General features: G+C 69.5%; 20 protein-coding genes, 1 tRNA gene and 1 pseudogene. 9 read left to right on the forward strand and 13 right to left on the reverse strand.

Annotation, left to right across the window (positions count from 1 at the left end; translation table 11 throughout):
- The 8 genes and pseudogenes from folB to B2284_RS00645 all read right to left on the reverse strand — a co-directional run.
- Positions 1 to 513: dihydroneopterin aldolase (gene folB, locus B2284_RS00610; protein WP_286697074.1), on the reverse strand; the 513-nt coding region annotated here is incomplete at its 3' end.
- Positions 510 to 1,469: a dihydropteroate synthase gene (folP, locus tag B2284_RS00615; protein WP_286697075.1), complete on the reverse strand. Its 960-nt coding sequence runs from the start codon at positions 1,467 to 1,469 to the stop codon at positions 510 to 512. The genes folP and folB, both read right to left, overlap by 4 nt.
- Before the next feature lie 20 nt (positions 1,470 to 1,489).
- Positions 1,490 to 2,083 carry a GTP cyclohydrolase I FolE gene (gene folE / locus B2284_RS00620; RefSeq protein WP_006944026.1) on the reverse strand — a complete coding sequence of 198 codons (594 nt, stop codon included), beginning with the start codon at positions 2,081 to 2,083 and terminating at the stop codon, positions 1,490 to 1,492.
- 5 nt (positions 2,084 to 2,088) lie between these two features.
- The gene (gene ftsH / locus B2284_RS00625; RefSeq protein WP_136788507.1) at positions 2,089 to 4,137 is read right to left on the reverse strand and encodes an ATP-dependent zinc metalloprotease FtsH; all 2,049 of its coding nucleotides are present in this window, start codon (positions 4,135 to 4,137) and stop codon (positions 2,089 to 2,091) included.
- Positions 4,138 to 4,374: 237 nt separating this feature from the next.
- A complete protein-coding gene (gene hpt, locus B2284_RS00630; protein ID WP_038571717.1) occupies positions 4,375 to 4,926 on the reverse strand; it encodes a hypoxanthine phosphoribosyltransferase in 552 nt (183 codons plus the stop codon).
- A 73-nt stretch (positions 4,927 to 4,999) separates the two neighbouring features.
- Positions 5,000 to 6,061, reverse strand: coding sequence for a tRNA lysidine(34) synthetase TilS (gene tilS, locus B2284_RS00635; protein ID WP_136788506.1), 1,062 nt, complete (start codon positions 6,059 to 6,061; stop codon positions 5,000 to 5,002).
- Complete coding sequence (locus B2284_RS00640; protein WP_136788505.1) at positions 6,058 to 7,113, reverse strand: zinc-dependent metalloprotease; 1,056 nt, start codon at positions 7,111 to 7,113, stop codon at positions 6,058 to 6,060. Before B2284_RS00640 ends, tilS begins: the two co-directional genes overlap by 4 nt.
- A gap of 91 nt (positions 7,114 to 7,204) precedes the next feature.
- A pseudogene (locus tag B2284_RS00645) lies at positions 7,205 to 7,378 on the reverse strand (ferritin); the annotation flags it as partial.
- A gap of 450 nt (positions 7,379 to 7,828) precedes the next feature.
- Here B2284_RS00645 and B2284_RS00650 point away from each other — a divergent pair.
- On the forward strand, positions 7,829 to 8,047 hold the full coding sequence (locus B2284_RS00650) for a YlcI/YnfO family protein (protein WP_006943989.1): 219 nt from the start codon (positions 7,829 to 7,831) through the stop codon (positions 8,045 to 8,047).
- Positions 8,048 to 8,152: 105 nt separating this feature from the next.
- Here the strand turns inward: B2284_RS00650 and dacB are convergent, their stop codons facing one another.
- Complete coding sequence (gene dacB, locus B2284_RS00655; RefSeq protein WP_136788503.1) at positions 8,153 to 9,550, reverse strand: D-alanyl-D-alanine carboxypeptidase/D-alanyl-D-alanine endopeptidase; 1,398 nt, start codon at positions 9,548 to 9,550, stop codon at positions 8,153 to 8,155.
- A gap of 126 nt (positions 9,551 to 9,676) precedes the next feature.
- Here dacB and B2284_RS00660 point away from each other — a divergent pair, with 126 nt between their 5' ends.
- Together B2284_RS00660 and B2284_RS00665 are read left to right on the forward strand one after the other, a co-directional pair.
- Positions 9,677 to 10,267, forward strand: coding sequence for an inorganic diphosphatase (locus tag B2284_RS00660; protein WP_006943947.1), 591 nt, complete (start codon positions 9,677 to 9,679; stop codon positions 10,265 to 10,267).
- 315 nt (positions 10,268 to 10,582) lie between these two features.
- On the forward strand, positions 10,583 to 11,815 hold the full coding sequence (locus B2284_RS00665; protein WP_170957219.1) for a CapA family protein: 1,233 nt from the start codon (positions 10,583 to 10,585) through the stop codon (positions 11,813 to 11,815).
- Positions 11,816 to 11,851: 36 nt separating this feature from the next.
- Here the strand turns inward: B2284_RS00665 and B2284_RS00670 are convergent, their stop codons facing one another.
- Both B2284_RS00670 and B2284_RS00675 read right to left on the reverse strand, forming a co-directional pair.
- Entirely contained in the window at positions 11,852 to 13,120 is a 1,269-nt protein-coding gene (locus tag B2284_RS00670) for a TerD family protein (RefSeq protein WP_131941697.1), read from the reverse strand.
- Between the two features lie 38 nt (positions 13,121 to 13,158).
- Entirely contained in the window at positions 13,159 to 14,547 is a 1,389-nt protein-coding gene (locus tag B2284_RS00675) for an MFS transporter (protein ID WP_131941699.1), read from the reverse strand.
- Between the two features lie 323 nt (positions 14,548 to 14,870).
- On the opposite strand from B2284_RS00675, the gene B2284_RS00680 reads away from it, so the two are divergent.
- A complete protein-coding gene (locus tag B2284_RS00680; protein ID WP_235006308.1) occupies positions 14,871 to 15,800 on the forward strand; it encodes a bile acid:sodium symporter family protein in 930 nt (309 codons plus the stop codon).
- 88 nt (positions 15,801 to 15,888) lie between these two features.
- Here B2284_RS00680 and B2284_RS00685 read toward each other — a convergent pair whose 3' ends face one another.
- Positions 15,889 to 17,016 (reverse strand): hypothetical protein, encoded by a 1,128-nt coding sequence (locus tag B2284_RS00685; RefSeq protein ID WP_131941703.1) that lies wholly within the window; start codon positions 17,014 to 17,016, stop codon positions 15,889 to 15,891.
- Between the two features lie 161 nt (positions 17,017 to 17,177).
- On the opposite strand from B2284_RS00685, the gene B2284_RS00690 reads away from it, so the two are divergent.
- The 5 genes from B2284_RS00690 (at position 17,178) to B2284_RS00710 (ending at position 22,874) form a co-directional block, all read left to right on the forward strand.
- Entirely contained in the window at positions 17,178 to 18,098 is a 921-nt protein-coding gene (locus tag B2284_RS00690; RefSeq protein ID WP_131941705.1) for an ABC transporter ATP-binding protein, read from the forward strand.
- 166 nt (positions 18,099 to 18,264) lie between these two features.
- A complete protein-coding gene (locus B2284_RS00695) occupies positions 18,265 to 19,113 on the forward strand; it encodes an ABC transporter permease (protein WP_131941707.1) in 849 nt (282 codons plus the stop codon).
- Between the two features lie 106 nt (positions 19,114 to 19,219).
- Positions 19,220 to 20,428, forward strand: a complete 1,209-nt coding sequence (locus B2284_RS00700) for a sensor histidine kinase (protein WP_200829302.1) — start codon at positions 19,220 to 19,222, stop codon at positions 20,426 to 20,428.
- A gap of 55 nt (positions 20,429 to 20,483) precedes the next feature.
- A complete protein-coding gene (locus B2284_RS00705) occupies positions 20,484 to 21,092 on the forward strand; it encodes a response regulator transcription factor (protein ID WP_062256035.1) in 609 nt (202 codons plus the stop codon).
- Between the two features lie 60 nt (positions 21,093 to 21,152).
- Positions 21,153 to 22,874: an AMP-binding protein gene (locus B2284_RS00710; RefSeq protein ID WP_115296947.1), complete on the forward strand. Its 1,722-nt coding sequence runs from the start codon at positions 21,153 to 21,155 to the stop codon at positions 22,872 to 22,874.
- Positions 22,875 to 22,990: 116 nt separating this feature from the next.
- On the opposite strand, the gene B2284_RS00715 is transcribed toward B2284_RS00710, so the two are convergent.
- Positions 22,991 to 23,064 (reverse strand) — tRNA-Thr (locus tag B2284_RS00715).
- Between the last annotated feature and the right edge of the window lie 33 nt (positions 23,065 to 23,097).

The raw sequence follows: 23,097 nt of genomic DNA on the forward strand, positions 1-23,097 counted from the left end.
GGGGTCGGTCTCGACGAGGGGCGACACCTGGGTCACCTCGAACCCCTCGAGCGCCCGCAGCGAGTCGAGCGCCGCGCGCAACGTCGTGACCCGCCGTCCGAGGTTCGTGCCCATCGCGACGACGACGCGGCGGCGCTGCTCGCGGCGAACGCTCACCGACGGGCCTGCCAACGCCCCGGTCGACGGGGTGAACGCGACACCTGCGGGAGCGTGCGGCTTGTGGACGGTGACGTCGACCGCCTCGACGATCTCCCACGCGAGGCAGGCGTCGGCGACGCGCTCGGCGAGCGTCTCGATGAGATCGACCGGCTCGCCGGAGCACACCTCGACGGCGCGCGCGGCGACGTCGGCGTACGACAGCGACGCCTCGAGATCGTCGCTGCGGCCCGCGGGGCCCAGGTCGGCGTCGAGGCTGATGTCGAGCACGAACGGCTGGGGGATGCGCTTCTCGAAGTCGAGCACGCCATGGCACGCCGTCGCGGCGAGGCCGGTGAGGGTGATGCGGTCACTCATCGGGGCATGCCTCCGCTCACTCGCTCCCCGGCCGACCGGGGCGCCACGGCCCCGCGCGCCGTGGCGACGACGTCGAGCGCTGCGAGCGTCGACGGCACATCGTGCACGCGCACCGCCCATGCGTCGTGCTGTGCGGCGAGGACGCTGGTCGCGGCCGTCGCGGCGTCGCGCGCGGCGGGCGGGACGGACGCGCCGTCCGCGATGAGCTGCGGCGTCCGCCCTGCGACGCCGAGAAAACTCTTGCGCGACGTGCCCCACAGCACCGGCAGCCCGTCGACGTCGAACTCGCCCATGCGCGCGAGCAGTTCCCAGTTCTGCTCGGCCGTCTTCGCGAACCCGAAGCCGGGGTCGACGACGAGCCTGCCGTCGCGGACGCCGGCCTCCCGCAGCGCGGCCACGGACTCGGCCAGCTCGCGACACACATCCGTGACGATGTCGTCGTACGCGGTGTGCTGCTGCATGTCGACGGAGTGCCCGCGCCAGTGCATCGCGACGAACGTCGCGTCACTCGCGGCGGCGACGTCGCGCATCGCTGGGTCGGCGAGCGCGCCGCTGACGTCGTTGATGATGTCCGCTCCGGCAGCGACGGCGGCCTCGGCGACACTCGCGCGCATCGTGTCGACACTCACGCGCGCACCCGCGGCGGCCAGTTCACGCACGACGGGGATGACGCGTCGGGCCTCCTCGTCAGCGCTGGGACGCTGGGCTCCCGGACGGGTCGACTCGCCGCCGACGTCGAGGATGTCGGCGCCCTGCGCCACCAGCTGCAGGCCGTGCTCGACCGCGGCGGCCGCGTCGAACCAGCGTCCGCCGTCGCTGAACGAGTCGGGCGTGACGTTGACGACTGCCATGACGAGCGGACGCCGCACCGGTCCATCCGCACGCGACGACGAACCGTCGAGCGCATTGCCGTTCGAATCACCTGGAGACGAACGATCCGTGCGCATCTCACTCATGCGTTCCTCCGACGAGTGCGTCACTTGCCCATGACGAGGCTCATCGCCTCGGCGCGGGTCGCGGGGTTGCGCAGTTGGCCGCGGACGGCCGAGGTGATCGTGCGCGCGCCCGGCTTGCGGATGCCACGCATCGACATGCACAGGTGCTCGGCTTCGATGACGACGATGACGCCCTGCGCGTCGAGGTGTTCGACGAGCGCGTCGGCGATCTGTGTCGTCAGCCGCTCCTGAACCTGCGGGCGCTTCGCGAACACGTCGACGAGCCGCGCGAGCTTGCTCAGCCCCGTCACCCGGCCGGACGTGGACGGGATGTACCCGACGTGCGCGACGCCGTGGAACGGCACCAGGTGATGCTCACACGTCGAGTAGACCTCGATGTCGCGCACGAGGATGAGCTCTTCGTGGTCGACGTCGAACGTCTTGACGAGCACGTCCTCGGGGTTCTGTCGCAGGCCCGCGAAGATCTCCGCGTAGGCGCGTGCCACGCGGGCGGGCGTCTCGACGAGCCCCTCGCGGTCGGGGTTCTCCCCGACCGCGAGCAGGATCTCGCGGACGGCCGCTTCGAGGCGCGCAAGGTCGACCTCGGCGCCGACCACGTCGTGCGTCTCAGCCACGGCGCTCAGTCACCCAGGCCAGGCCCGACGTCGCTGGGGCCCTGCAGGCCAGGGCCGGCCGGCGGCTGCGGCGGGTAGAGGCTGATCTCGCCGTCGGGACGCTCGTCGGCGTGCGGGTTCTTGCCGAGGTCGATGGCGCGCTGTTCGGCGGGCGTCATGACCGGGCCGCGCGTGCTGACGTGGCGCTGTTCGCTCGAGAGCCACACCTCACGCACCGGCTCCTTGCGCACGGCGGAGAAGATCTCAGCCAGGCGCGGCGCGTCGAGGGTCTCCTTCTCGAGCAGTTCGAGCACGAGGGCGTCGAGGATGTCGCGGTTGTTGTTGAGCGCGCGCCAGGCCTCGTCGTGTGCGGCCTCGATGAGCTTGCGGACCTCGACGTCGACCATCGCGGCGACCTGCTCGGAGTACTCGCGGTTGTTGCCGCCCATGTCGCGGCCGAGGAAGACCTCGCCGCCGGAGTTGCCGAGGTGCACGGCGCCGACGTTCTCGCTCATGCCGAACTGCGTCACCATCTTGCGGGCGATGTCGGTGGCCTTCTCGATGTCGTTGCTCGCACCGGTGCTCGGGTCGTGGAACACCATCTCTTCGGCGACACGGCCGCCGAGGGCGTACGCGAGCTGGTCGAGCAGTTCGTTGCGCGTCGTCGAGTACTTGTCGTCGGTCGGCAGCACCATCGTGTAGCCCAGCGCGCGCCCGCGCGGCAGGATCGTGATCTTGCTGACCGGGTCGGTGTTGTTCATCGCGGCGGCGACGAGGGCGTGGCCACCCTCGTGGTACGCGGTGACCTTGCGCTCCTTCGCGCTCATCGGGCGCGACTTCTTCTGCGGGCCGGCCATGACGCGGTCGATCGCCTCGTCGAGGGCCTCGTTCGTGATGATCGTGCCGTTGGTGCGCGCGGTGAGCAGCGCAGCCTCGTTGAGCACGTTCTCGAGCTCGGCGCCGGAGAAGCCCGGTGTGCGGCGCGCGACCGACATGAGGTCGACGTCCTTCGCCATCGGCTTGCCCTGGGCGTGCACCTGCAGGATGTGGTGGCGGCCGCCCATGTCGGGCGCCTCCACCGCGATCTGACGGTCGAAACGGCCGGGACGCAGCAGTGCCGGATCGAGGATGTCGGGGCGGTTGGTCGCCGCGATCAGGATGACGCGCGTGCGGTCGTCGAAGCCGTCCATCTCGACGAGGAGCTGGTTGAGCGTCTGCTCACGCTCGTCGTGGCCTCCGCCCAGGCCGGCGCCGCGGTGGCGGCCGACGGCGTCGATCTCGTCGACGAAGATGATGGCGGGGCTGTTCTCCTTGGCCTGCGCGAACAGGTCACGCACACGGCTCGCACCAACACCGACGAACATCTCGACGAAGTCAGAACCTGAGATCGTGTAGAACGGCACGTTCGCCTCGCCGGCGACGGCGCGTGCGAGCAGCGTCTTGCCCGTGCCGGGCGGGCCGTACAGCAGCACGCCCTTGGGGATCTTGGCGCCGATCTTCTCGTACTTCTCGGGGTCGGCGAGGAAGTCCTTGATCTCCTTGAGTTCCTCGACTGCCTCGTCGGCGCCCGCGACGTCGCTGAACTTCGTCGTCGGCATGTCCTTGCTGTGCAGCTTCGCCTTCGACTTGCCGAACTGCATGACCTTCGAACCGCCGCCCTGGGCCTGGCTCATGAGGAACCAGAACAGACCGACGAGCAGCAGGATCGGCAGGATGTTCATCAGCAGGGTGACGAAGATGCCCTGACGCTGCGGGTCGTCCGTGTATCCCTTCGGGGGCGTGTGCGCGCTCAGGGAGTCGACGACCTGCTTGCCGCGCGCGTCGACGTAGTCGGCCTCGACGCGCTTGACGTCCTTGAGCTTGCCGATGTCCTGCTTGTCCTTCAGCGTCAGACTGACGCTGTCGGGCGTGACCTTCGCACTCTCGACCTTTTCGGCGTTGATGAGGGAAATGGCCTGCGAGGTGTCGATGCGCGAATACCCGCCGATGTTGCTGAACATGTAGAACAGCAGCGCCACGGCGAGCGCGAGGACCACGTACAGGCCCGGCGTGCGCATGATTTTCTTAGCGTTCATCTGTTTGCGGGGCGAGCCCCGACCCTCTCATCGAAGAAGTGCCAGTCAACAAACCGCCAACGCGCGGCGCGGCGGCGATGTTCCCGCTCCCCGCGCGCGACGACAGCGGATGCGTCTCGATAGGACAGTGTGACCCACTGAACGCGCCGCTGCGCCGCGGGTTCGCGCACAGCGCAACCGTGCGTCGTCCGGCGCGGCCGGTGGCGACGCCGGGGTCAGCGCCGCGAGGACGCTCGATCAGGAGTACACGTGCGGCGCGAGCGTGCCGATGTCGCGCAGGTTGCGGAACTTCTCGTCGAAGTCGAGCCCGTAGCCGACGACGAAGGAGTTGGGGATGTCGAATCCGACGTACTTGCAGTCGATCTCGACCTTCGCGGCCTCCGGCTTGCGCAGCAGCGTGCAGATCTCGACCGACGCGGGGTTGCGCGACTCGAGGTTGCTGCGGATCCAGCTCAGCGTCAGCCCGGAGTCGATGATGTCCTCGACGATGAGGACGTGGCGGCCGGAGATGTCGGCGTCGAGATCCTTGAGGATGCGCACGACGCCGGAGCTCTTCGTCCCCGAGCCGTAGGAACTGACGGCCATCCAGTCCATCGGCACCGAGCCCGGCAGCGCTCGCATGAGGTCGGCCATGACGAGGATCGCGCCCTTGAGCACGCCGACGAGCAGCACGTCCTTGCCCTCGTAGTCACGCCAGATCTGCGCAGCGAGCTCTTCGAGCTTCGCGTGAATCTGTGCCTCGGTGAACAACACGTTCTCGAGGTCGTTTCCCATCTGGGAAGAGTCCATCACCGGCTCCTCGTCGTCTCTGCCGGTCTTGCCGGCGCTCGCCACCACGCGTGCTCGCGGGCGGCCGTCCACGTCATTCTCCCTTGCGGCGTGGGCTGATGGTCATCTCGCCCCCGACGCGTCGAACCTCAACGCTACCCGGGACGTCGATCGGCCCCTGCCCCGACCAGGCGACGAGCAGCCGTTCGACGTCGAACAGGTGCCCGCTCGACAGTTCGGCGTCGCGGGCGCCGTGCAGGACGAGGAGGCGGCGCAGCGCGCGGATGCGCAGCGCCGGGTCGAGCCCGACCAGCGCTACGACGCTCCACGTCGCGGGCCAGGCCTGGGCGTTGTCGGTGCCCGCGGAGCGCGCGAGCGCCTCGTCAGTGAGGCGGTCGAGCAGGTCGGCGTCGCGGCCGGCTGCGGCCGCGGTGCGGAACAGGCTGCGGCGCAGCGTCGGTGCCGCGAGTTCACGTTCGAGTGCCGCGAGGGTGTGGCGCGCGCGCACCCGGCTGAAGGCCGGGTCGTCGTTGTGCGGGTCGTGCCATGGTTCGAGCCCGAGCGCTTCGCAGGCGAGCTCGGTGTCGACGCGCCGCACCGGCCCGCCGGGCACGATCTCGGGGCCGAGCAGAAAAGGCCGCAGCAGGCGCGCACGGTCGGCACGCATGCCGGCGAGCGCTCGGGTGCCACTGCCGCGCATGAGGCCGAGCAGCACCTGTTCGGCCTGGTCGTCGGCCGTGTGCGCGAGCACCGCGCGCGCCGCGCCCACTGCGTCCGCGACGTCGAACAGCGCTCGACGACGGGCCGCGCGGGCGGCCGCTTCGAGCCCTTCCGGCGCGTCGGCGTCGACGATGACGGCGACGGTGCGCACGTCGTCGTCCGCGAAGCCGAGCTGGTCGACGCAGGCGCGGCGCGCGCGTTCGGCGACGTCCGCCGAGCCCGCCTGCAGCCCGTGGTCGACGATGACGACGTCGACCGCGACGCCCTGCTTCGGCGCCTCGAACGCGAGGGCCGCGGCGAGCGCCATGGAGTCGGCTCCCCCGCTGACGCCGGCGACGACGCGCCGCTCACCCGCGGCATCACTCGAGAACGTGCGCTGCAGCGCGGTGCGGACGGCGAGGCGCGTCAGAGCGACGCTGGGGTGCGGGCCACTCATCGGAACAGCGACCCGTGGATGCGTTCGACCCACAGCTGAGGGCGCTGGATCTCGGCGGGCGTCGGCAGGTTCTCGGGGGCGGCCCAGACGGCGTTGAAACCGTCGATTCCCACCTTTTCCTGCACGCCGCGCACGAACGCTGCGCCGTCACGGTACTGGCGCATCTTGGCCTCGAGGCCCATGAGGCGTCGCAGCAGCTTGTCGATGTTGCCGAGACCGGCGCGGCGGTCGCCGAAGCGGGCGCGGATCGTCTCGACGCTCGGCACGATCTGCGGGCCTACGTCGTCCATGACGACGTCGGCGTGGCCTTCGAGCAGGGACATGACGGCGGCGAGGTCGGCCATGCGCGCGCGTTGTTCGGGGGTGGCGAAGATGTCGCTCAGCCCCATCGAGCCCTCCTTGAACGCCTCGGGCACACGTTTGGCGATCTCGCCGACGCGTGTCGCCATCTCCTCGGGCGTCGGCGCCATGTCGACCAGCAGGTCTCGGGCGGCGCAGACGACGTGCTCGCGTAGCCAGGGCACGGCGGTGAACTGCACGCGGTGCGCTTCTTCGTGCAGGCACACCCAGAGGCGGAAGTCGTGCGGGTCGACGTCGAGTTCGCGTTCGACCTGGACGATGTTGGGCGCCACGAGCAGGAGCGACGGCGTGCCGCCGGGTGCGATGTCGTACTGACCGAGCACCTTGCCCGACATGAACGCCATGAGCCCGCCGACCTCTCCCCCGCTCACCTTGGCGGTGATGGCGCGCGCGACCGGCCCGGCGGCGCGTTTGGCGGTGATCTTGTCGACGACGGGCGCGATCATCCCGTCGAGGGAGGCGATGTTGACGTCGACCCACGCGCTGCGGTCGACGACGCGCACCGCGCCGATGTCGTCGGGCGTGACGAGCTGCGCCGTCTGCGCGACTGGATCGTGGGCGCGGCAGGCGGCGTCACGCAGTTCGGCGACGGCGTCGCTCGCCTCGGCAGCACTGAGGCGCGGGCCGCCACGATGCAGTTTCTTGCCCGTCGTCGCGGCGAAACGCCAGTCGATGTAGCTCGGTTCACCCATGCTGCTCACGCTACCGCGCAGCGCCGACAGCCCCTTGACGGTCGCGAATCGCCCGGCGTCGAGTCCGAGAGCCCACGACGGGGCGGCACGCTCAGACCTCCGTCGTCTTGACGGGGCGGGCGCCGAGTTCGGCGTCGAGACGGAACAGGCCGGGACCGTCGCTGTCGGTGAACTTCAGACGCCCGACGATCTGCGAGACGGTGGCTTCTTCCTCGATCTGCTCGGACAGGAACCAGCTGAGCAGCGGACGGGAGTCGAGGTCGCCGATGTGAGCCCGCCACCCTCGACCGACTCCATCGCGTGATGCCCCAGCACGGTTCGCGCACCGAGGTCAGTCGACGGGCCAGCGGTAGGGCATGAGATCCCGTGGAGAGGCGACGTCCGTCGCAGTCACGAGCACCTCTGCGTCGAGGTTGTTCGGTGAGAGCTGTTGCACCGTGGCAGCAAGAACAGCGGCCAACGGCGAGCACGATGCCCGCCGAAGTCACTGTGAGCGTCAGGGTCGTCGCCTATGAGGCGAAGCACTGCTGCGCGGCATGGCGACCGATGCCGAGGGCGGTGCCGATGATGGCCGAGGTGACCGGAGAGGTGCTCATGGTGGCGCTGGCGCCATCTCGTTCGGGCGACCCGTCGAGGTGCCGCCCCATCGGGTGCTACGTCGCCTCGTCAGCGTTGGCCGCGACCTACCGGAAGGACCGTCATGACGTCTGAACCCATGAGCGCGCAGCAGAAATACGACTTCTATGCCGACGCAGCCAACCAGCAGCCCCAAGGCACGCCTCGTCGGCGGAAGGAACGGCTGAGCACACCCGTTCCGGTCCGCTTCCCGCCCGAGCTGCTCGAAGAGGTCAAGAGCGCCGCTCGAGCTGACGATCGGTCGGTCTCGGCTTGGATCCGCCGGGCCGTCGAGCACGAACTGCGCCGAAGCGCCTGAGCGGTGCGTCCGTTCTGGCAGCCTGAATCCACGGTCAACATGAGCGGCGACGCGACGGCCGGCGATTCGACAACGCATGCTGCCGAGCGTCAACACATGCTGAGTTCAGGGCAGCTTCGTCAGCTCGGCGACGAGGTGATCAACGGCTGTCTTGGCGCCGATGGCGCCGTCGGAGAACGTGCCGTTCGTCGTCACGGCGAACACGAGCGGGTGGCCGTTCTTCGTCGTTGCCAGGCCCGCGAGGGATGACGCGTCAGGCAACGACCCGGTCTTCGCCCGAACGAGCCCGGCGCCGTCCTGCGACTCGGCGCGCATGTATCGATCGTGCAGGGTGCCGTTCCACGCCGAGACCGGCAACCGTTCGATGACGCGCGCATACATCGCATCCTTGCCCGTCGATGCGCGCGTCAGCACGTCGCCGAGCACCCGCACCGGCAGCGTCGTGCCCGACGACAAACCGCTCGTGTCGACGAGCTTGACGCCGCTGACGTCGACGCCCTCACGCTCGAGCACCGACGTCACCCACGTGCCCGCCGCGGCCGAATCGCCGTGCACGCCGTCGAGCGCCGCAGCCTGACGGGCGAGGGACTCAACCATCGAGTTGTCCGAATCCTGCAAGGCGAGCCCGAGCAGGTCGAGCACCGGCGCCGACGTCACCGACCCGAGCTGCTGCCCCGCCACCGGCGTCGTCACGTTCTTGCCGTACGTCGCCGTGATACCGCGCTTGCCGAGTTCCTTGACGAATGCCTGCGCGGCGTCCTTCGTCGGGTCGGCGACGGCCGGGGTGCGGTTGTCGGCGCGCTCGGAGGCGAGCGCCAACGTCGTGATGCGCGCCGTGAAACCGTAGTCGAACAGCGCGTCCTCCCACCCCTTCGCCTTGTTCGGCCCGGGCGCGTACGAGGTGTTCGTGTCGACGGTGACCTTCGTGATGCCCTGCTTCTTGAGCGCCGCCGCGCTCTGCGCCGCGAGGTCGCCGAGGCCGGCGCGACCGGCGACCTTCGTCGCATCGCCCGCCCCCTCGGCGAGGGTCATGTCACCGCCGGCGACGAGCTCGACGGTGCTGCCCTCGAGCGTCGCCCGCGTCGTCAGTCCCTTGTCGAGGTCGAGTTCGCTATGGGCGATCGCGAACGCACTCGCGAGCTTCGTCACCGACGCCGGCGTCGTCGCCTTGCTCGAATCGTGTTCGTAGAGAACGGTTCCCGTCGACGCATCGCGTACCGTCACCGCCGTCGGCGAACCGAACCAGGGGTTCTTAAGCGACGCCTCGACCGACTTCTTCACCTCGTTCGCGCTCGGCGCGGCCCCGACGCTCGCCGACGGCAACGACGCCGACGCGGCCTTCTGCAACGGCTCATACGTCTTGCCCTCGACCGTCACGGCCTTGGGGGTGTTCGTCGGCGCGAGCGTCAGGACGCCGGGCACCACGTCGTACGCATCGAGCGCGCCGTACCCCGCGAGCGCCGCCACGAGCGCACCGCTGACGGCCCACGTCCGCTTCTTCATCGGGGCACCACCTTAATCGCGTCCTGCTGCCGCGCCATCGCACGTCGATGACGAGTTTTTCATCCGCGCCCCGGTACGGAACACTAAGGAACGACCATTACACCAGCTATCCGGAGGGCACGAACCATGGAGTTCGACGTCACCATCGAGATCCCGCGCGGCACACGCAACAAGTACGAGGTCGACCACGAGACGGGCCGCATCCGCCTCGACCGCATCCTGTTCACCGCGATGCACTACCCGGCCGACTACGGCTACATCGAGGACACCCTCGGTGAGGACGGCGACCCGCTGGACGCGCTGCTGCTCATCGACGAGCCGACGTTCCCCGGCTGCGTCGTGCGCGCCCGCGCCATCGGTGTCTTCCGCATGGTCGACGAGGCCGGCGGCGACGACAAGATCCTGTGCATCCCCGCGGGCGACCCGCGTCAGGACCACGTGACGGACATCAAGGACGTCTCCGACTTCACGCTCAAGGAGATGTCGCACTTCTTCGAGACGTACAAGGCGCTCGAGCCGGGCAAGTCCGTCGAAGAGGGTTCGCACTGGGTCGACGCCGCGGCCGCGCAGAAGACCGTCGAGGAAGCGCTCGAGCGCGCCAAGGCCGAGGGCATGACGACGGCGCGCTGGGCGATGCCGGGCCACGACGCCCACGAGACCGAGCGCTCCATCGACAAGGCACCCGGCGACTCCCAGGCCGAGAAGCCGACGAAGTGACCCACCCCTGAGCGTCACGCTCAGCGACGCCGCAGCCCCCGTCCGAGTTCGGACGGGGGCTGCGGCGTGTTCTGGCTCTTGGGCAGGGTTGACGATGCGAGATGAGATCCGACGTGGTTTCGGCAGCGTCAACCAACCTGCGCGAATGTGGACGTAGATCGCCGATGTGGACATGAATCGCAGGGGCGCAGGCGGGTCTGCGCGACCTGCGGGGGCACGAGAGTGCTGCGTCACCGGAACGCCTTCAATTGCTGCTGCGGCGGTCAATACCCCGTCTATCGTTGGCACATGAACCAGGGGGCGAGGAACCACGGCATGCGGAAGGCCGCGACAGTGCTCGCGGTGGCCATGACGTTGAGCGCGGCGGCATGCTCATCGAACGACGACGGATCGAAGAGCAGCGGGTCGTCAGGCGCCGGGTCGTCCAAGGCGTCAGGGGCCAGCGGTTCTCAGGGCGCCTCGGGCGCGTCGTCGGCGCAACCCGGCTCGTCGAACGCGCCGGGCCTCGCGGCCGGCAAGAGCATCGACATCGGTGGTTCGGGCGACATCCTCGTCCACGTGCCCGTGCGCGACGACGCCGCGCACAATGCGGCGGCGAAGGGCGCGAAGGGCTACGACTTCGACCCGATGTTCGCCAACGTCACCAAGCCGATCAGTGCGCTCGATCTCGCGATCTGCCACATGGAGACGCCGCTGTCGACGACGAACACGAACCTTTCCATCCCCGCGACGCTCAGCTTCAATGTCCCGCACGAGGTCGCCGGATCGTTGAAGCGTGCCGGGTTCGACGGCTGTGACCGCGTCGGCAACCACGTCATCGACCGCGGCATCCAGGGCGTCGGCGAGACGAAGAAATCGCTCGACGACGCGGGTCTGAAGAACCAGGGCCCGACGCCGACGCCGAGCACCGGCCAGAGCGCCGTGATGTACGACGTCAAGGGCGTCAAGGTCGCGCAGCTCGCGTACTCGTACACGACCGGAAACGCGGACGCCTCGAACACCGTCGTGCCGCCCGAATGGCCCTGGCTCAAGTATTGGCAGTTCCCCGTCGTCAAGGCCGAGGGCATCCTGGCCGACGCGAAGAAGGCGAAGGCTGCGGGCGCGGACGTCGTCGTCCTCAGCATGCACTGGGGCAAGGAGTACAGCATCCCGGCCTCCACCGAGCAACGCGAACTCGCAGCGAAACTGCTCGCGAGCGACGACGTCGACACGATCCTCGGCACGCATGTCCACGTGCCGCAGTCGTGCGAGAAGATCAACGGCAAGTACGTCGTCTACGGCATGGGCAACTTCCTGAGCAACCAGGGTCCGAGCGTCAATTCGAGCCTCAAACCGTCGACGCAGGACGGCATGATCGTCGACGTGAAGCTGACGAAGGGTGACGACGGCAAGGTGACGCAGCAGCTCACCTACCAGCCGACGCACGTCAACCTCGCCGGGCACGTCATCGAACTCGCGACGCCGACGAAGAACGCCGACGCCTACGGCCGTGTCAAGGCTGCGATGACGCAGCTTGGCAGCAAGTGCGACGCCACCCCCGCGAGCTGACTCGACGTGTCGCCCAGCTGAGCGAGCGCTCCACTCTCACTTGTAGAGGTTGAGCCCCCCGGCGTCCATGTGCACGGTGAGGTGGTCGTCGAGGACGGGGCGCAGTTCCGAGGTCGGCGCGGAGTACAACTCGAGCGAGTCGACGATCACCCCGTCGGGGCTGTTGACGACGATCCCCGGAACGCAGGTGTAGATGTTGTCGTGATCGCTCGCGTTGCTCGCGTCGATGCGGACACTCGTGCCGGCGCCGTTGTCGATCGACATGGACACCTGGTAGCGGCGAAACGACCCCGTGCCGTTCGATTGCGCCGAGTACACGACGGGCAGCACCGCCACGACCTTCGGGTTGAGACGGATCTCGATCGTCTCACTCGTCATCGGCGCAGGCGGGCTCTGCTTCTTGCGGCCGAACAGTCCCCCACCGGTGCGTGCCGTCCGTGCTCGTCCGACGTCGCCGAGATGCGTGACGGCGCCGTCCGAGGAGCGCTGCGTGGCATGGGGCTGCTCCTTGGTCCCGAACGTCGCGACCGTCTCGTCGTGGCCGTCGGCGTAGCGCACGAGAGCGAAGACGTCGTAGTCGGTGGCGGCCGGCCACTCGATGCGAGCCGTGATGACGGGCGACTTCTCGATCGAGACACGCTGCCCCTTCGTCAGGCTGATCGCCCCCGTGCGTTTGCCGAGATCGACCGGGCCGCTCGACGACGGCATCGGCGCAGCGGCAGGCGGCGCAGCAACAGGAGGCGCAGCCACAGGAGGCGTGGCGGGGAGCGGTCCAGCTGTCGAGGCGGCCGCGAGGGGCGTCTGAGGCGTGTCGTTCTCGACGCTCACGCCGTGCTCGCGCAGGAGCGCGGGCAGCCCGCCGTCCCATCCTGCGGAGACGTTGCGCACCTTCCAGGCGCCGCCTCGCAGGTAGATCTCGACGAGCACCGCCGCGCGCTCGCTCGTGAATCCGGTTGCGGTGACGGCGTACTGCTCACCGTGCGCGTCGATCGTGACGGCGAGCTGCGGGGACGAGGCGAGCGAGCCCGGCGCCGCGTCATCCATCGCGACGGCGACGGCGAGACGTTCGATCTGCGGCGGGAGCGCGGACAGGTCGACGGTGATGTCACCACCATCGAGACGCACCGCGCCCTCGGGTGAGCGGGGCTGGTTGTAGAAGACGAAGTCGTCGTCGGTGCGCACGACCCCGTCTGCGGTCAGTTGCAGCACCATGAGGTCGACCGTGCCCGGCTGGGTGCCGACGACCGTGATGGCGAGGCGGGTGCCGCCGAGGGGCGCGTTGGCTCCCTTGCTCAACTCGTTCATTCCGCCACCCTGGCACAGGCTCGCGACGGCGGAGGGGCTTACGCGCGGGTAGCACCTCGGTGTTCGGCCGCCCCGGCGCGCTCGGTGCGGCGGCGGGAGACGCCCGCTCGCAGGTGCGCGTAGTCGTCGTCGGCGAGGACGACGTCGTGGGTGCGGCGGCGGTAGTGCCACATCATCGCCAGGCCCAGTGCCCACACGAGGTACTGCACACTCATCGCCTTGCGGAACGCCTCGACGTCGTACGTCGCCGGGCCGCCGGGGGCGACGTGGTCGAGCACGAGGCCGATGAGGACGATGCACGTCACGGACGCGACGTAGCCGCCGACGTTGACGATGCCGTTGGCGCTGCCGATGCGTGCGGCGGGGTTGAACGAGCGGGCGACGTCGAAGCCGACCATCGAGCCTGGTCCGCCGAACGCCATTGCGATGCACAGGAGCACGAGCAACCACAACGGTGCACGGCCGGGCCACAGCAGCACGATCGTCCACAGCGTGATGACGGTGAGAACGACGGCGAACACGGCGACGGAGCGTCGGTGCGGGAAGCGGGCGGTGAACGTGCCCATGAGTGGGCTCGTGACGATGATCGTCACGACCATGATGCTGAGCAGCGTGCTGGCGGCACCCTCGGACAGGCCCTGCCCCTTCGTCAGGAACGGGAAACCCCACAGCAGCATGAACACATTCATCGAGAACTGCGCGGTGAAGTGCGCCCACAGGCCGAGCTTCGTGCCGGGCTCGCGCCACACCTGCGCGAGTGTCTGCCCGACGGCGCGCAGGCGGATCGAGTCGCGGCGCTCGTCGTGCGTCGGCGAGTCGATGACGACGAACCACATGACGACGCCGAGGACGACGCCGAACGCCGCCGCGCCGAGGTACGTCGTGCGCCACCCCAGGCTGTGCAGGCTGACGGCGAGTGGGCCTGCCGCGAGGAGTGAGCCGAGCTGGCCGGCGAACCCGGTGATCTGCGTGACCATCGGCGCGCGTCGCACCGGAAACCACAACGCCGCGATGCGCAGGACGCACACGAAGATCATCGCGTCGCCCATGCCGACGAGGACGCGCGCGCAGATGCCCTGCGCGAACGTCGACGCGAACGCGAACCACGCCTGCCCGAGCGTCATCGTCAGCGTTCCGGCGGCCAGCAGCTTCTTCGAACCGAACTGGTCGAGCATCGCGCCGACGGGCACCTGCATGACGGCGTAGACGAGCAACTGCACCATCGCGAACGTCGCGAGTTGTCCGCTCGAGATCCCGAAGCGCTGCGCCGCGAGGATGCCCGCGACGCCGAGCGACGTGCGGTGGAACACGGCGAGGACGTAGACGCTCACCGCCGCGGTCCAGATCGCCCAGGCGCGTCGCCCACCGAGCGGGGCGACAAGTTTCGAGGTGGGCGTGTCAACGGGCGCGGCGGTGTGGGACGTCATGGTGACGCCAGTTTAGTTCGGTTCTCGATGTTGCCCGGCGTCGCTTCTACGCATGCGAGCGACCCCGCCGCAGCCACGATGCTCTGAGCGGGCCCCGGCGGCAACGCTTTTCGCGCACCTCCCACCTCGCACCGTCGGCACGGCTGGACCCGCTGCGTGAACATCGCCAACTGCTGTCGGCGCCCGCCTCTACTCTGACGAATGTGACGAACGAGCAGCACCCCACTCCCGCGACCACCGACTCGGTGACCACCGACTCAGCGACCACCCACTCGACGAGCGGCGCCGACGCCGTCGAGACGCCCGCGCAGCGTCGCGCCGCCATGATCGCGGTGACGGTGCTGCCGATCGTCGTCGTCATCGCCGGGTTGTGGGGGTACAACAGCCCGTCGACGTTCACGTCACACGCGTCGTGGGTGCCGTACCTGCTCGGCGTCGTCATGTTCACGATGGGGCTGACGCTGACGCCGCGCGATTTCGCCGCCGTCCTGCGCCGCCCGTGGGCCGTGCTCATCGGGCTGGCCGCGCACTACGTCATCATGCCGGGAGCGGGCTGGATCATCGCGCACGCACTCAACCTCTCCCCCGAGCTCGCCGTCGGGCTCATTCTCGTCGGCTGCGCGCCGAGCGGGACGGCGTCGAACGTCATGACGTTCCTGTCGAAGGGAGACGTCGCCCTCGGCGTCTCCGTCGCGACGGTCTCGACGCTCGTCGCTCCCGTCGTCACACCCCTGCTGACGGCGTTCCTCGCCGGGTCGTACCTGCACGTCGATGCGGGGTCGATGATGGTCGACATCGTCAAGACGGTGCTCGTGCCGATCGTGCTCGGCGTCGTCGTCAGGCTCATCATCCGTGACAAGGGCGTACGCGCCATCGCGCCCGCGCTGCCGTGGATCAGCGCGTTCGTCATCGCGTGGATCGTCGCGATCGTCGTGGCCGGCAGCGCCGGAAAGCTCGCGAAGGTCGGCGGCATCGTCTTCCTCGCCGTCGTGCTGCACAACGGTTTCGGGCTGCTGCTCGGCTACATCGCGGCCCGGTTCGCCGGGCTCGACGTGAAGGCGCGCCGCGCGCTCGCGTTCGAGGTCGGCATGCAGAACTCCGGCCTCGCCGCGACGCTGGCCAAGGTGCACTTCTCGCCGCTGGCCGCGCTGCCGTCGGCAGTGTTCTCGGTGTGGCACAACGTCTCGGGCGCCATCCTCGCGGCGTGGTTCGCGCGCCAGCCGGTCGGCGAACGCGAGCCGTCACGGGGCTGACACCGTCAGCCCGCGGGCGTGTCGGGCAAGTGCGTCCAACCGTCTCTGTTCGTGCGTGCAAGCGCGCGACCACGGAGTTCGGCCGCCGTCAGGAGTGGTCGTGCCCCAACGTCTTCGCGGCTTTGTCGGCGCGGCTCTTCACGCGGGCGAGCAGCCCGACGACGCCTGCCTCGAGGCAGGCATTGATGAAGACGAGGAACTGGTTGAAGTAGGCGTTGAGCAGATTGACGCCGCCGAGCATGAGCAACAGCGCCGCGATGCCCCAGCGGGCGCCGTCGGCGAGGCTGCTGCTGTCGTCACCGAGTCGTTTCACCGCTCGCCAGGCGAAGAACGCGGCGACGGTGCCGATGAGCGCGGCGACGCTCGCGGCCGTCCACGCGACCTTGCCCGGGTGGTCGCCGAGGAGACTGTTGTGGCCGCTGACGGCGTCCGGACCGTAGGCCTGCCACAGCGAGTAGACGAACACGCCCGGACCGGCGAAGACACCGACGACAGCGAGCACGCCCAGCGCGAGACGGCTCAGCTTGCGCTGACGGCTCGGCGGCAGCAGCCGCTCCTCGACCGCGTCGAGACGCTCCATCATCCGCCCGACGCGACGCTCGTCATCGGGGACGGCCTGGCTTCGCGCCACGTCGAGAGCCTGCGCCAGCCCCTCGGCGATGGCGCGCTCCTGCCCCGTCGGCTCGTCGCGCCTGACGGCGTCGAGGTGACCCTCGATCGTCTCGACCTGGCTGCGCGTGAGCGGCCCGTCAGCCGCCGGTTTCATGAGTTCGAGCGCGGCGTAGAGGTGATTGCGAGCGTGGGGCGGCCGTTGCGAACCCACCCGCATCGCGGCCACCCCGAGCGCCGCGAGAATCGCGTAGCACAGGGGCGCGGCGAGAGGGAAGAAGTAGTCGTTGTCCTTCGTGATGAACTTGCCGATCTCGTCGACGAACAACCCGATGCCGATGCCACCCGCGATCGAGGCGAACGCCGTCGCCCACCGATTGGCCAGGGACAGCACGACCGTCAACGCGATCATGAGCAGCAACCCGCCCCACACGGCGTGTGCGATGTGGAAGATCTCGCCGCCAACCTGCGGGTAACCCGTCGCGAGCAGGTAGCCGCGCGTCACGAGGATCGTGATGACGGCGGCGACACTCATCCAGCCGACAGCGGTGCCCGCGCCCGCCTTCGTCACAGGGCTACGCGTCGGTTTCGTCGGCGGACTGGGCATGCCTTCACTCTGTCACGCGCGATCTCGCGGTGAAGCGTGACCCCTGAACCGCCGATACTGACGGCCGGCCGCCGCCGCAGCGTCGACTCGTGACACTTGTCATGGCGCGGTCGTGACGTCCGCCCGAGGCCCGCTCCGCCCACCGCGACGAGGCTGGAGGCATGAACAACGCAGCCATCACCCTCACCGGCGTGACGAAGACCTTCCCCGGCAAGCACGGGCGCGTCGAGGCCGTCCGTGGGGTCGACCTCGAGATCGCGCCCGGCGAGGTCGTCGCGTTCCTCGGCCCCAACGGCGCGGGCAAGACGACGACGATCGACATGATCCTCGGCCTGAGCGAACCGACGACGGGCAACGTCACCGTCTTCGGCATGACGCCGCACGCGGCCGTCGCGCGTGGCCTCGTCGCCGCCGTCATGCAGACCGGCGGACTGCTCAAGGATCTGACGGTGCGCGAGAGCGTCGAGTACGTCGCCGCCTTGTTCCCCGACGCCCGGCCCGTCGACGACGTCCTCGCCACCGCCGGCATCACCGACCTCGCCGACCGGCGCCTCGGCAAGTGCTCCGGGGGCGAACAGCAGCGCGTGCGGTTCGCGATGGCGCTCGTGCCCGACCCCGCGCTCATCGTGCTCGACGAACCGACGACAGGCATGGACGTCAACGCCCGCCGGGCCTTCTGGGAGGCCATCCATGCCGACGCCGCGCGCGGCCGAACGATCCTGTTCGCCACCCACTACCTCGAGGAGGCCGACGCGTGGGCCGACCGCGTCGTCGTCATGCGGGACGGCGAGATCGTCGCCGACGGCTCGAGCAGCGACATCCGCGCAGCGGGCGGTGGCCGACGCGTGAGCGCGACCTGGCCCGACGCGGACATCGCCCTCGTCGAGGCGATCGAGGGCGTCTCGGGCGTCGACGTCCACGGCGACCAGATCGTCGTCCACACGAGTGACAGCGACGCCGTCGCACGCGAACTCCTCACGCGCACAACGGCGCACAGCCTCGACATCACCTCGCGCGGCATCGAGGACGCCTTCGTCGAGCTGACCTCGCCGTCCGAAGCGGGCGCCACCGTGTCCCGCTGACGGCCTTTCCCCCTCACCCCTTCGGGTTCTCACCCTCTCTCGCGCTTCCTCACTTCACCTCTCGCTCCCCATCCCGACCACGTCGGCACCCTGTTCTCTGCGTGCAGATGCACCCGGGTGCATTTGCACGCAGAGGACGAGCGCCCCTCTCGAAAGCAGGTCTGCCATGTCCACCACGACGAGCACCTTCACCCCGCGTCTCGACGGCGCGCCCCTCGACCCGTCGGAGCGTCGAGCGCCGCGAGGCAGCGGCCTCAACGCCCGCGTCATGGGCCTGGAGCTGAGGCGGGTGCTGCGCAACAGGCGCAGCTTGATCTTCACGCTCATCTTCCCCATCGCGATGTTCGTCTTCGTCGCGAGTTCGATCTCCGAGGGCGATCAGGTGATCGGCAACGGTGTGGTCGCGAACGTCAACGCTTATCTCATGGTGAACATGGCGCTGTACGGCGCGATCATGGCGGCCACCAGCGCCGGCGCGAGCGTCTCGATCGAGCGCGCGGCGGGGTGGTCCCGGCAGTTGCGCCTGACGCCTCTGCAACCGGTCGCGTACATCGTCATAAAGATGATCGCCGCGATCGTCATGGCGCTCATCGCCGTCAGCGTGACGTTCGCGGCCGGTCTCGGTTCGGGCAAGGCGCACGCCGACGTGCTGTCGTGGCTCGAGGCGGGCGCCGTCATCGTCGCGGGTTCGCTCGTGTTCGCGGCGCTCGGGTTGCTGCTCGGATACCTGCTGCCGAGTGATTCCGTCATGCAGATGCTCGGTGGGCTCATGGCCATCATGTCGATGCTCGGCGGCATCTTCTTCCCGATCAAGGACGGCTCGACGTTCGATCACTTCGCCCAGTTCACGCCGATGTACGGCATCGGCAAGCTCGCCCAGTGGCCGCTGTCGCTCACGACGTCGGGCGGTCACGGCAGCTTCCACCTCGTGTGGGCGCTCAACCTCGTCGCGTGGGGCCTGCTGTTCATCGGTGGCGCCGCCTGGAGCTTCCGTCGCGACACGGCGCGCGTGTGAGCAACGCGTACCCCGACGCCCGGTGCCGGATCGAGACTCTGCCGGCCAGCACGGCGGCGTGCACGATCCGCCACCAGGCCCGTGCGACCCGGATAGGTTGGGCCACGTGAGCCCGCGACGACCCGCCCTGGCCTGGCCTCGAGAGCAGGCCCGCACCCGCAACGTCGGCGCCCGGCGCGCGCGCACCCGCGGCATGCTCGCCTGGTTCTGGGTCGTGTTCTGGCTGATCTTCCTCGTGCAACCCGTCACGGAGAACATCGCCGACGGCGGCCGCCGCACCGCCGGCGCCCTGCTGCTGCTTGCGGGCGCGGCCGTCTATGTCCCCGTCATCGCGGCGACGATGCGTCGGCTCTGGAGCGGCACCCCGCGCACCCGCTCGACGCAGGCCGTCGTCGCGACGTCGGCGCTCGTCGTCGCCGCCTGCATGCTGAGCGCAGCGCCCCTCATCGGCCAGGACGCCTTCGCACTGTTGCCGTATTCGCTCGTCATCTTCATGCTCGGGATGACGCCGCTGCTCGGCGCGGCGCTCGCGCTCAGCGTCGTCACGGCGACGGCGTCGCTCAGCCACGCGCTCACCGGTTCGTCGCTGCAGCCGGGCCTGCTGTTCGCGGCCGTGGCGTCGGGGCTGGCCTCCGGGCTCGGCGCGTTCTCGGCCGAACGCACACGCGACGCGGAAGCGGCCCGCGAGGATGCAGCGCTGCTGCGCGTGCAGGACGAGCGCAACCGGATGGCGCGCGATCTGCACGACATCCTCGGTCATTCGCTCACCGTCATCACGATGAAGGCGGAGCTCGCGGGCAAGCTCGTCGACGTCGATCCCGAGAAGGCGAAGACGCAGATCGCGGAGCTCGAGCAGCTGGCGCGCGGGGCATTGGCCGACGTGCGCACGACCGTCTCGGGGTATCGCGAGATGTCGCTGTCGGGCGAACTCGCCCGGGCGAGAAGGGCATTCGCCGACGCCGGTATCGCCGTCGACCTGCCCCGCCACGTCGACGACGTCTCCCCCGACCTGCGTGAACTGTTCGCCTGGGCCGTGCGCGAGGCGACGACGAACGTCATCCGCCACGCGGGCGCCTCGCACGTGACGATCGCTCTCTCCCCGACGCGTCTGAGTGTGCGCGACGACGGTCGTGGCGCTGCTGCGAACGCCGGCGACGGTAACGGGCTCACGGGTCTGCGCGAACGCGCCGCGGCCGTCGGTGCCGTCGTCGAGACGCGCAGCGACGACGGGTTCACGCTGGACGTGTTGACGCGTGATGCGCCGGCCTCGGGCACCGACGACGGCGCAGCTGCCGAGCGACGGGGCGTCGAGTGAGGCGCGCCTACGCAGGTGGATTCGCCCTGCGGGGAACGACGACGAAAGGCCGACCATGACGATCCGACTTCTCATCGCTGACGATCAGGCGATGGTGCGTGGCGCGCTCGCGGCACTGCTCGATCTGGAGAGCGACCTCGAGGTCGTCGCCGAGGTCGGGCGGGGTGACGAGGTGCTCGACGCGTGCCGCGAGCACGCGCCGGACGTCGTCCTCATGGACGTCGAGATGCCCGGCATGGACGGCCTCGAGGCGAGCGCCGCGCTGCGTCAGGCGCTGCCCGCGGTGAAGATCCTCATCGTCACGACGTTCGGTCGGCCCGGCTTCCTGCGGCGCGCGATGCAGGCGGGGGTGCAGGGGTTCGTCGTCAAGGACACCCCGGCGACGCAACTCGCCGACGCCGTGCGCCGCGTCCACGCGGGCCTGCGTGTCGTCGACCCGCAGCTCGCCGCCGACAGTCTCGTGTTCGGCGAATCACCGCTGACGGCACGCGAACTCGACGTCCTGCGCGCCGCCGCAGCCGGCGGCACCGTGGCCGATATCGCCCGCGCCGTGTTCCTGTCGGAGGGCACGGTGCGCAACCACCTGTCGTCAGCCATCGGCAAGACGAGCGGACGCACCCGCGCCGATGCCGTGCGCATCGCGCAGGAGAACGGGTGGCTGTGAACGTGACCCACTTCACACGTACCACGCAGTAACCGGGCTCGCATTTGGCAATGTCGTCCCATGACGACCACCGCCTCCAACCTCTCCCCCACCGAGGCCTACCGCGCCGCGCGCGACTCACTCCTCGAGCTGCGCGGACGCCATGACGACGCTGTGGCGACGTTCACGTGGCCCGATGTCGGCGACCGCTTCAACTGGGCGATCGACTGGTTCGACACCGTCGCGCGCGGCAACCACCGCACAGCCATCGTCATCGTCGAGGAGGACAGTTCGTCGCTCGAAGTGACGTACGACGAGATGGCGCGCCGCTCCGACGCCGTCGCCACGTGGCTCGCAGAGCAGGGCGTGAGGCGCGGTGACCCTGTCGTCCTCATGCTCGGCAACCAGATCGAACTGTGGGATCTCATGCTCGCCGTCATGAAGCTCGGCGCGATCATCATGCCGACGACGACGGCCGTCGGGCCCGCCGATCTGCGCGACCGCATCGCGCGCGGCGGGGTGCGGCACGTCGTCGCCAACGCGGGCGACGTCGACAAGTTCTCGGGCGTGCCGGGCGAGTACACGCGGCTCAGCGTCGGCGCGGCGGACGGGTGGTCCGACCTGCACGGGGCGTATCGCCGCGTCGGCGACGTCCCGCCCACCGAGCACCCGGGCACCGCGCCGGGCGATCCGCTGCTGTACTACTTCACCTCCGGCACGACGAGTCGCCCCAAGCTCGTCGAGCACACGCAGGCCTCCTACCCGATCGGTCACCTGTCGACGATGTACTGGCTCGGTCTGCGCCCCGGTGACGTCCATCTCAACATCTCGAGCCCGGGATGGGCGAAGCACGCATGGTCGTGCTTCTTCGCGCCGTGGATCGCCGAGGCGACGATCTTCGTCTACAACTACACGCGCTTCTCCCCCGCCGCCCTGCTGCAGCAACTGCGCGCCCGCGAGGTGACCACGTTCTGTGCGCCGCCGACGGTGTGGCGCATGCTCATCAACGCCGACCTGACCGGTGGGCGCGGCGCGCTGCGCGAACTGATCGGCGCGGGTGAACCGCTCAATCCGGAGGTCATCACGCAGATCGAACGGGCGTGGGGCCTGACGATCCGCGACGGCTACGGCCAGACGGAGATGACGGCCGCCGTCGGCAACACGCCCGGCTCGGCGGTGAAGCCCGGGTCGATGGGACGCCCGCTGCCGGGCGTGCCCGTCGTCATCGTCGATCCGCTGAGCGGCGAACGGCTCGACGGCGCCGGTGAGGGCGAGATCTGCCTCGACCTCGCCGCCCACCCCCTGCCACTCATGACGGGTTACCTCGGCGACGAGGCCCGCAACACCGACGCGATGGCGGGCGGTTTCTACCACACGGGCGACGTCGCCGCGATCGACGACGAGGGGTACATCAGCTACATCGGGCGCACCGACGACGTGTTCAAGGCGAGCGACTACAAGATCAGCCCGTTCGAGCTGGAGTCGGTGCTCATCGAGCACCCTGCCGTCGCCGAAGCGGCGATCGTGCCCGCCCCCGACGCCGTGCGACTCGCCGTCCCGAAGGCGTATCTCGTTCTCGTCGAAGGCAGTTCGCCGGATGCGGCGACTGCCGAGAGCATCTTCGCCTTCGCCCGCGAGCGACTCGCGCCCTGGCAGCGTGTGCGCCGACTCGAGTTCGCCGAGCTGCCCAAGACGATCTCGGGCAAGATCCGCCGCGTCGAACTCCGCGGTCGTGAGAACGACCTCGCCCGCAACGACGTGCGCCCCGACGGCGAGTTCCGCGACGACGACTTCGAGCACTGACCTGCGACGGCCGACGTGGCGCTCGCCGCTGTACCGGTGCTTCTCGTGGGCGGGCTGGATCGCCGGCCGGCCCGGGCACGCGAAAGGCCCCCGAATCTTCGGGGGCCTTTCTTCGGAGCCGCTTGTCGGAATCGAACCGACGACCTTCTCATTACGAGTGAGACGCTCTGGCCGACTGAGCTAAAGCGGCAACCGCTGATCGGATATCTCCGGCAGCGAGGCA

Source organism: Dermacoccus sp. UBA1591 (assembly GCF_002322065.1).
Classification (GTDB): domain Bacteria; phylum Actinomycetota; class Actinomycetes; order Actinomycetales; family Dermatophilaceae; genus Dermacoccus; species Dermacoccus nishinomiyaensis.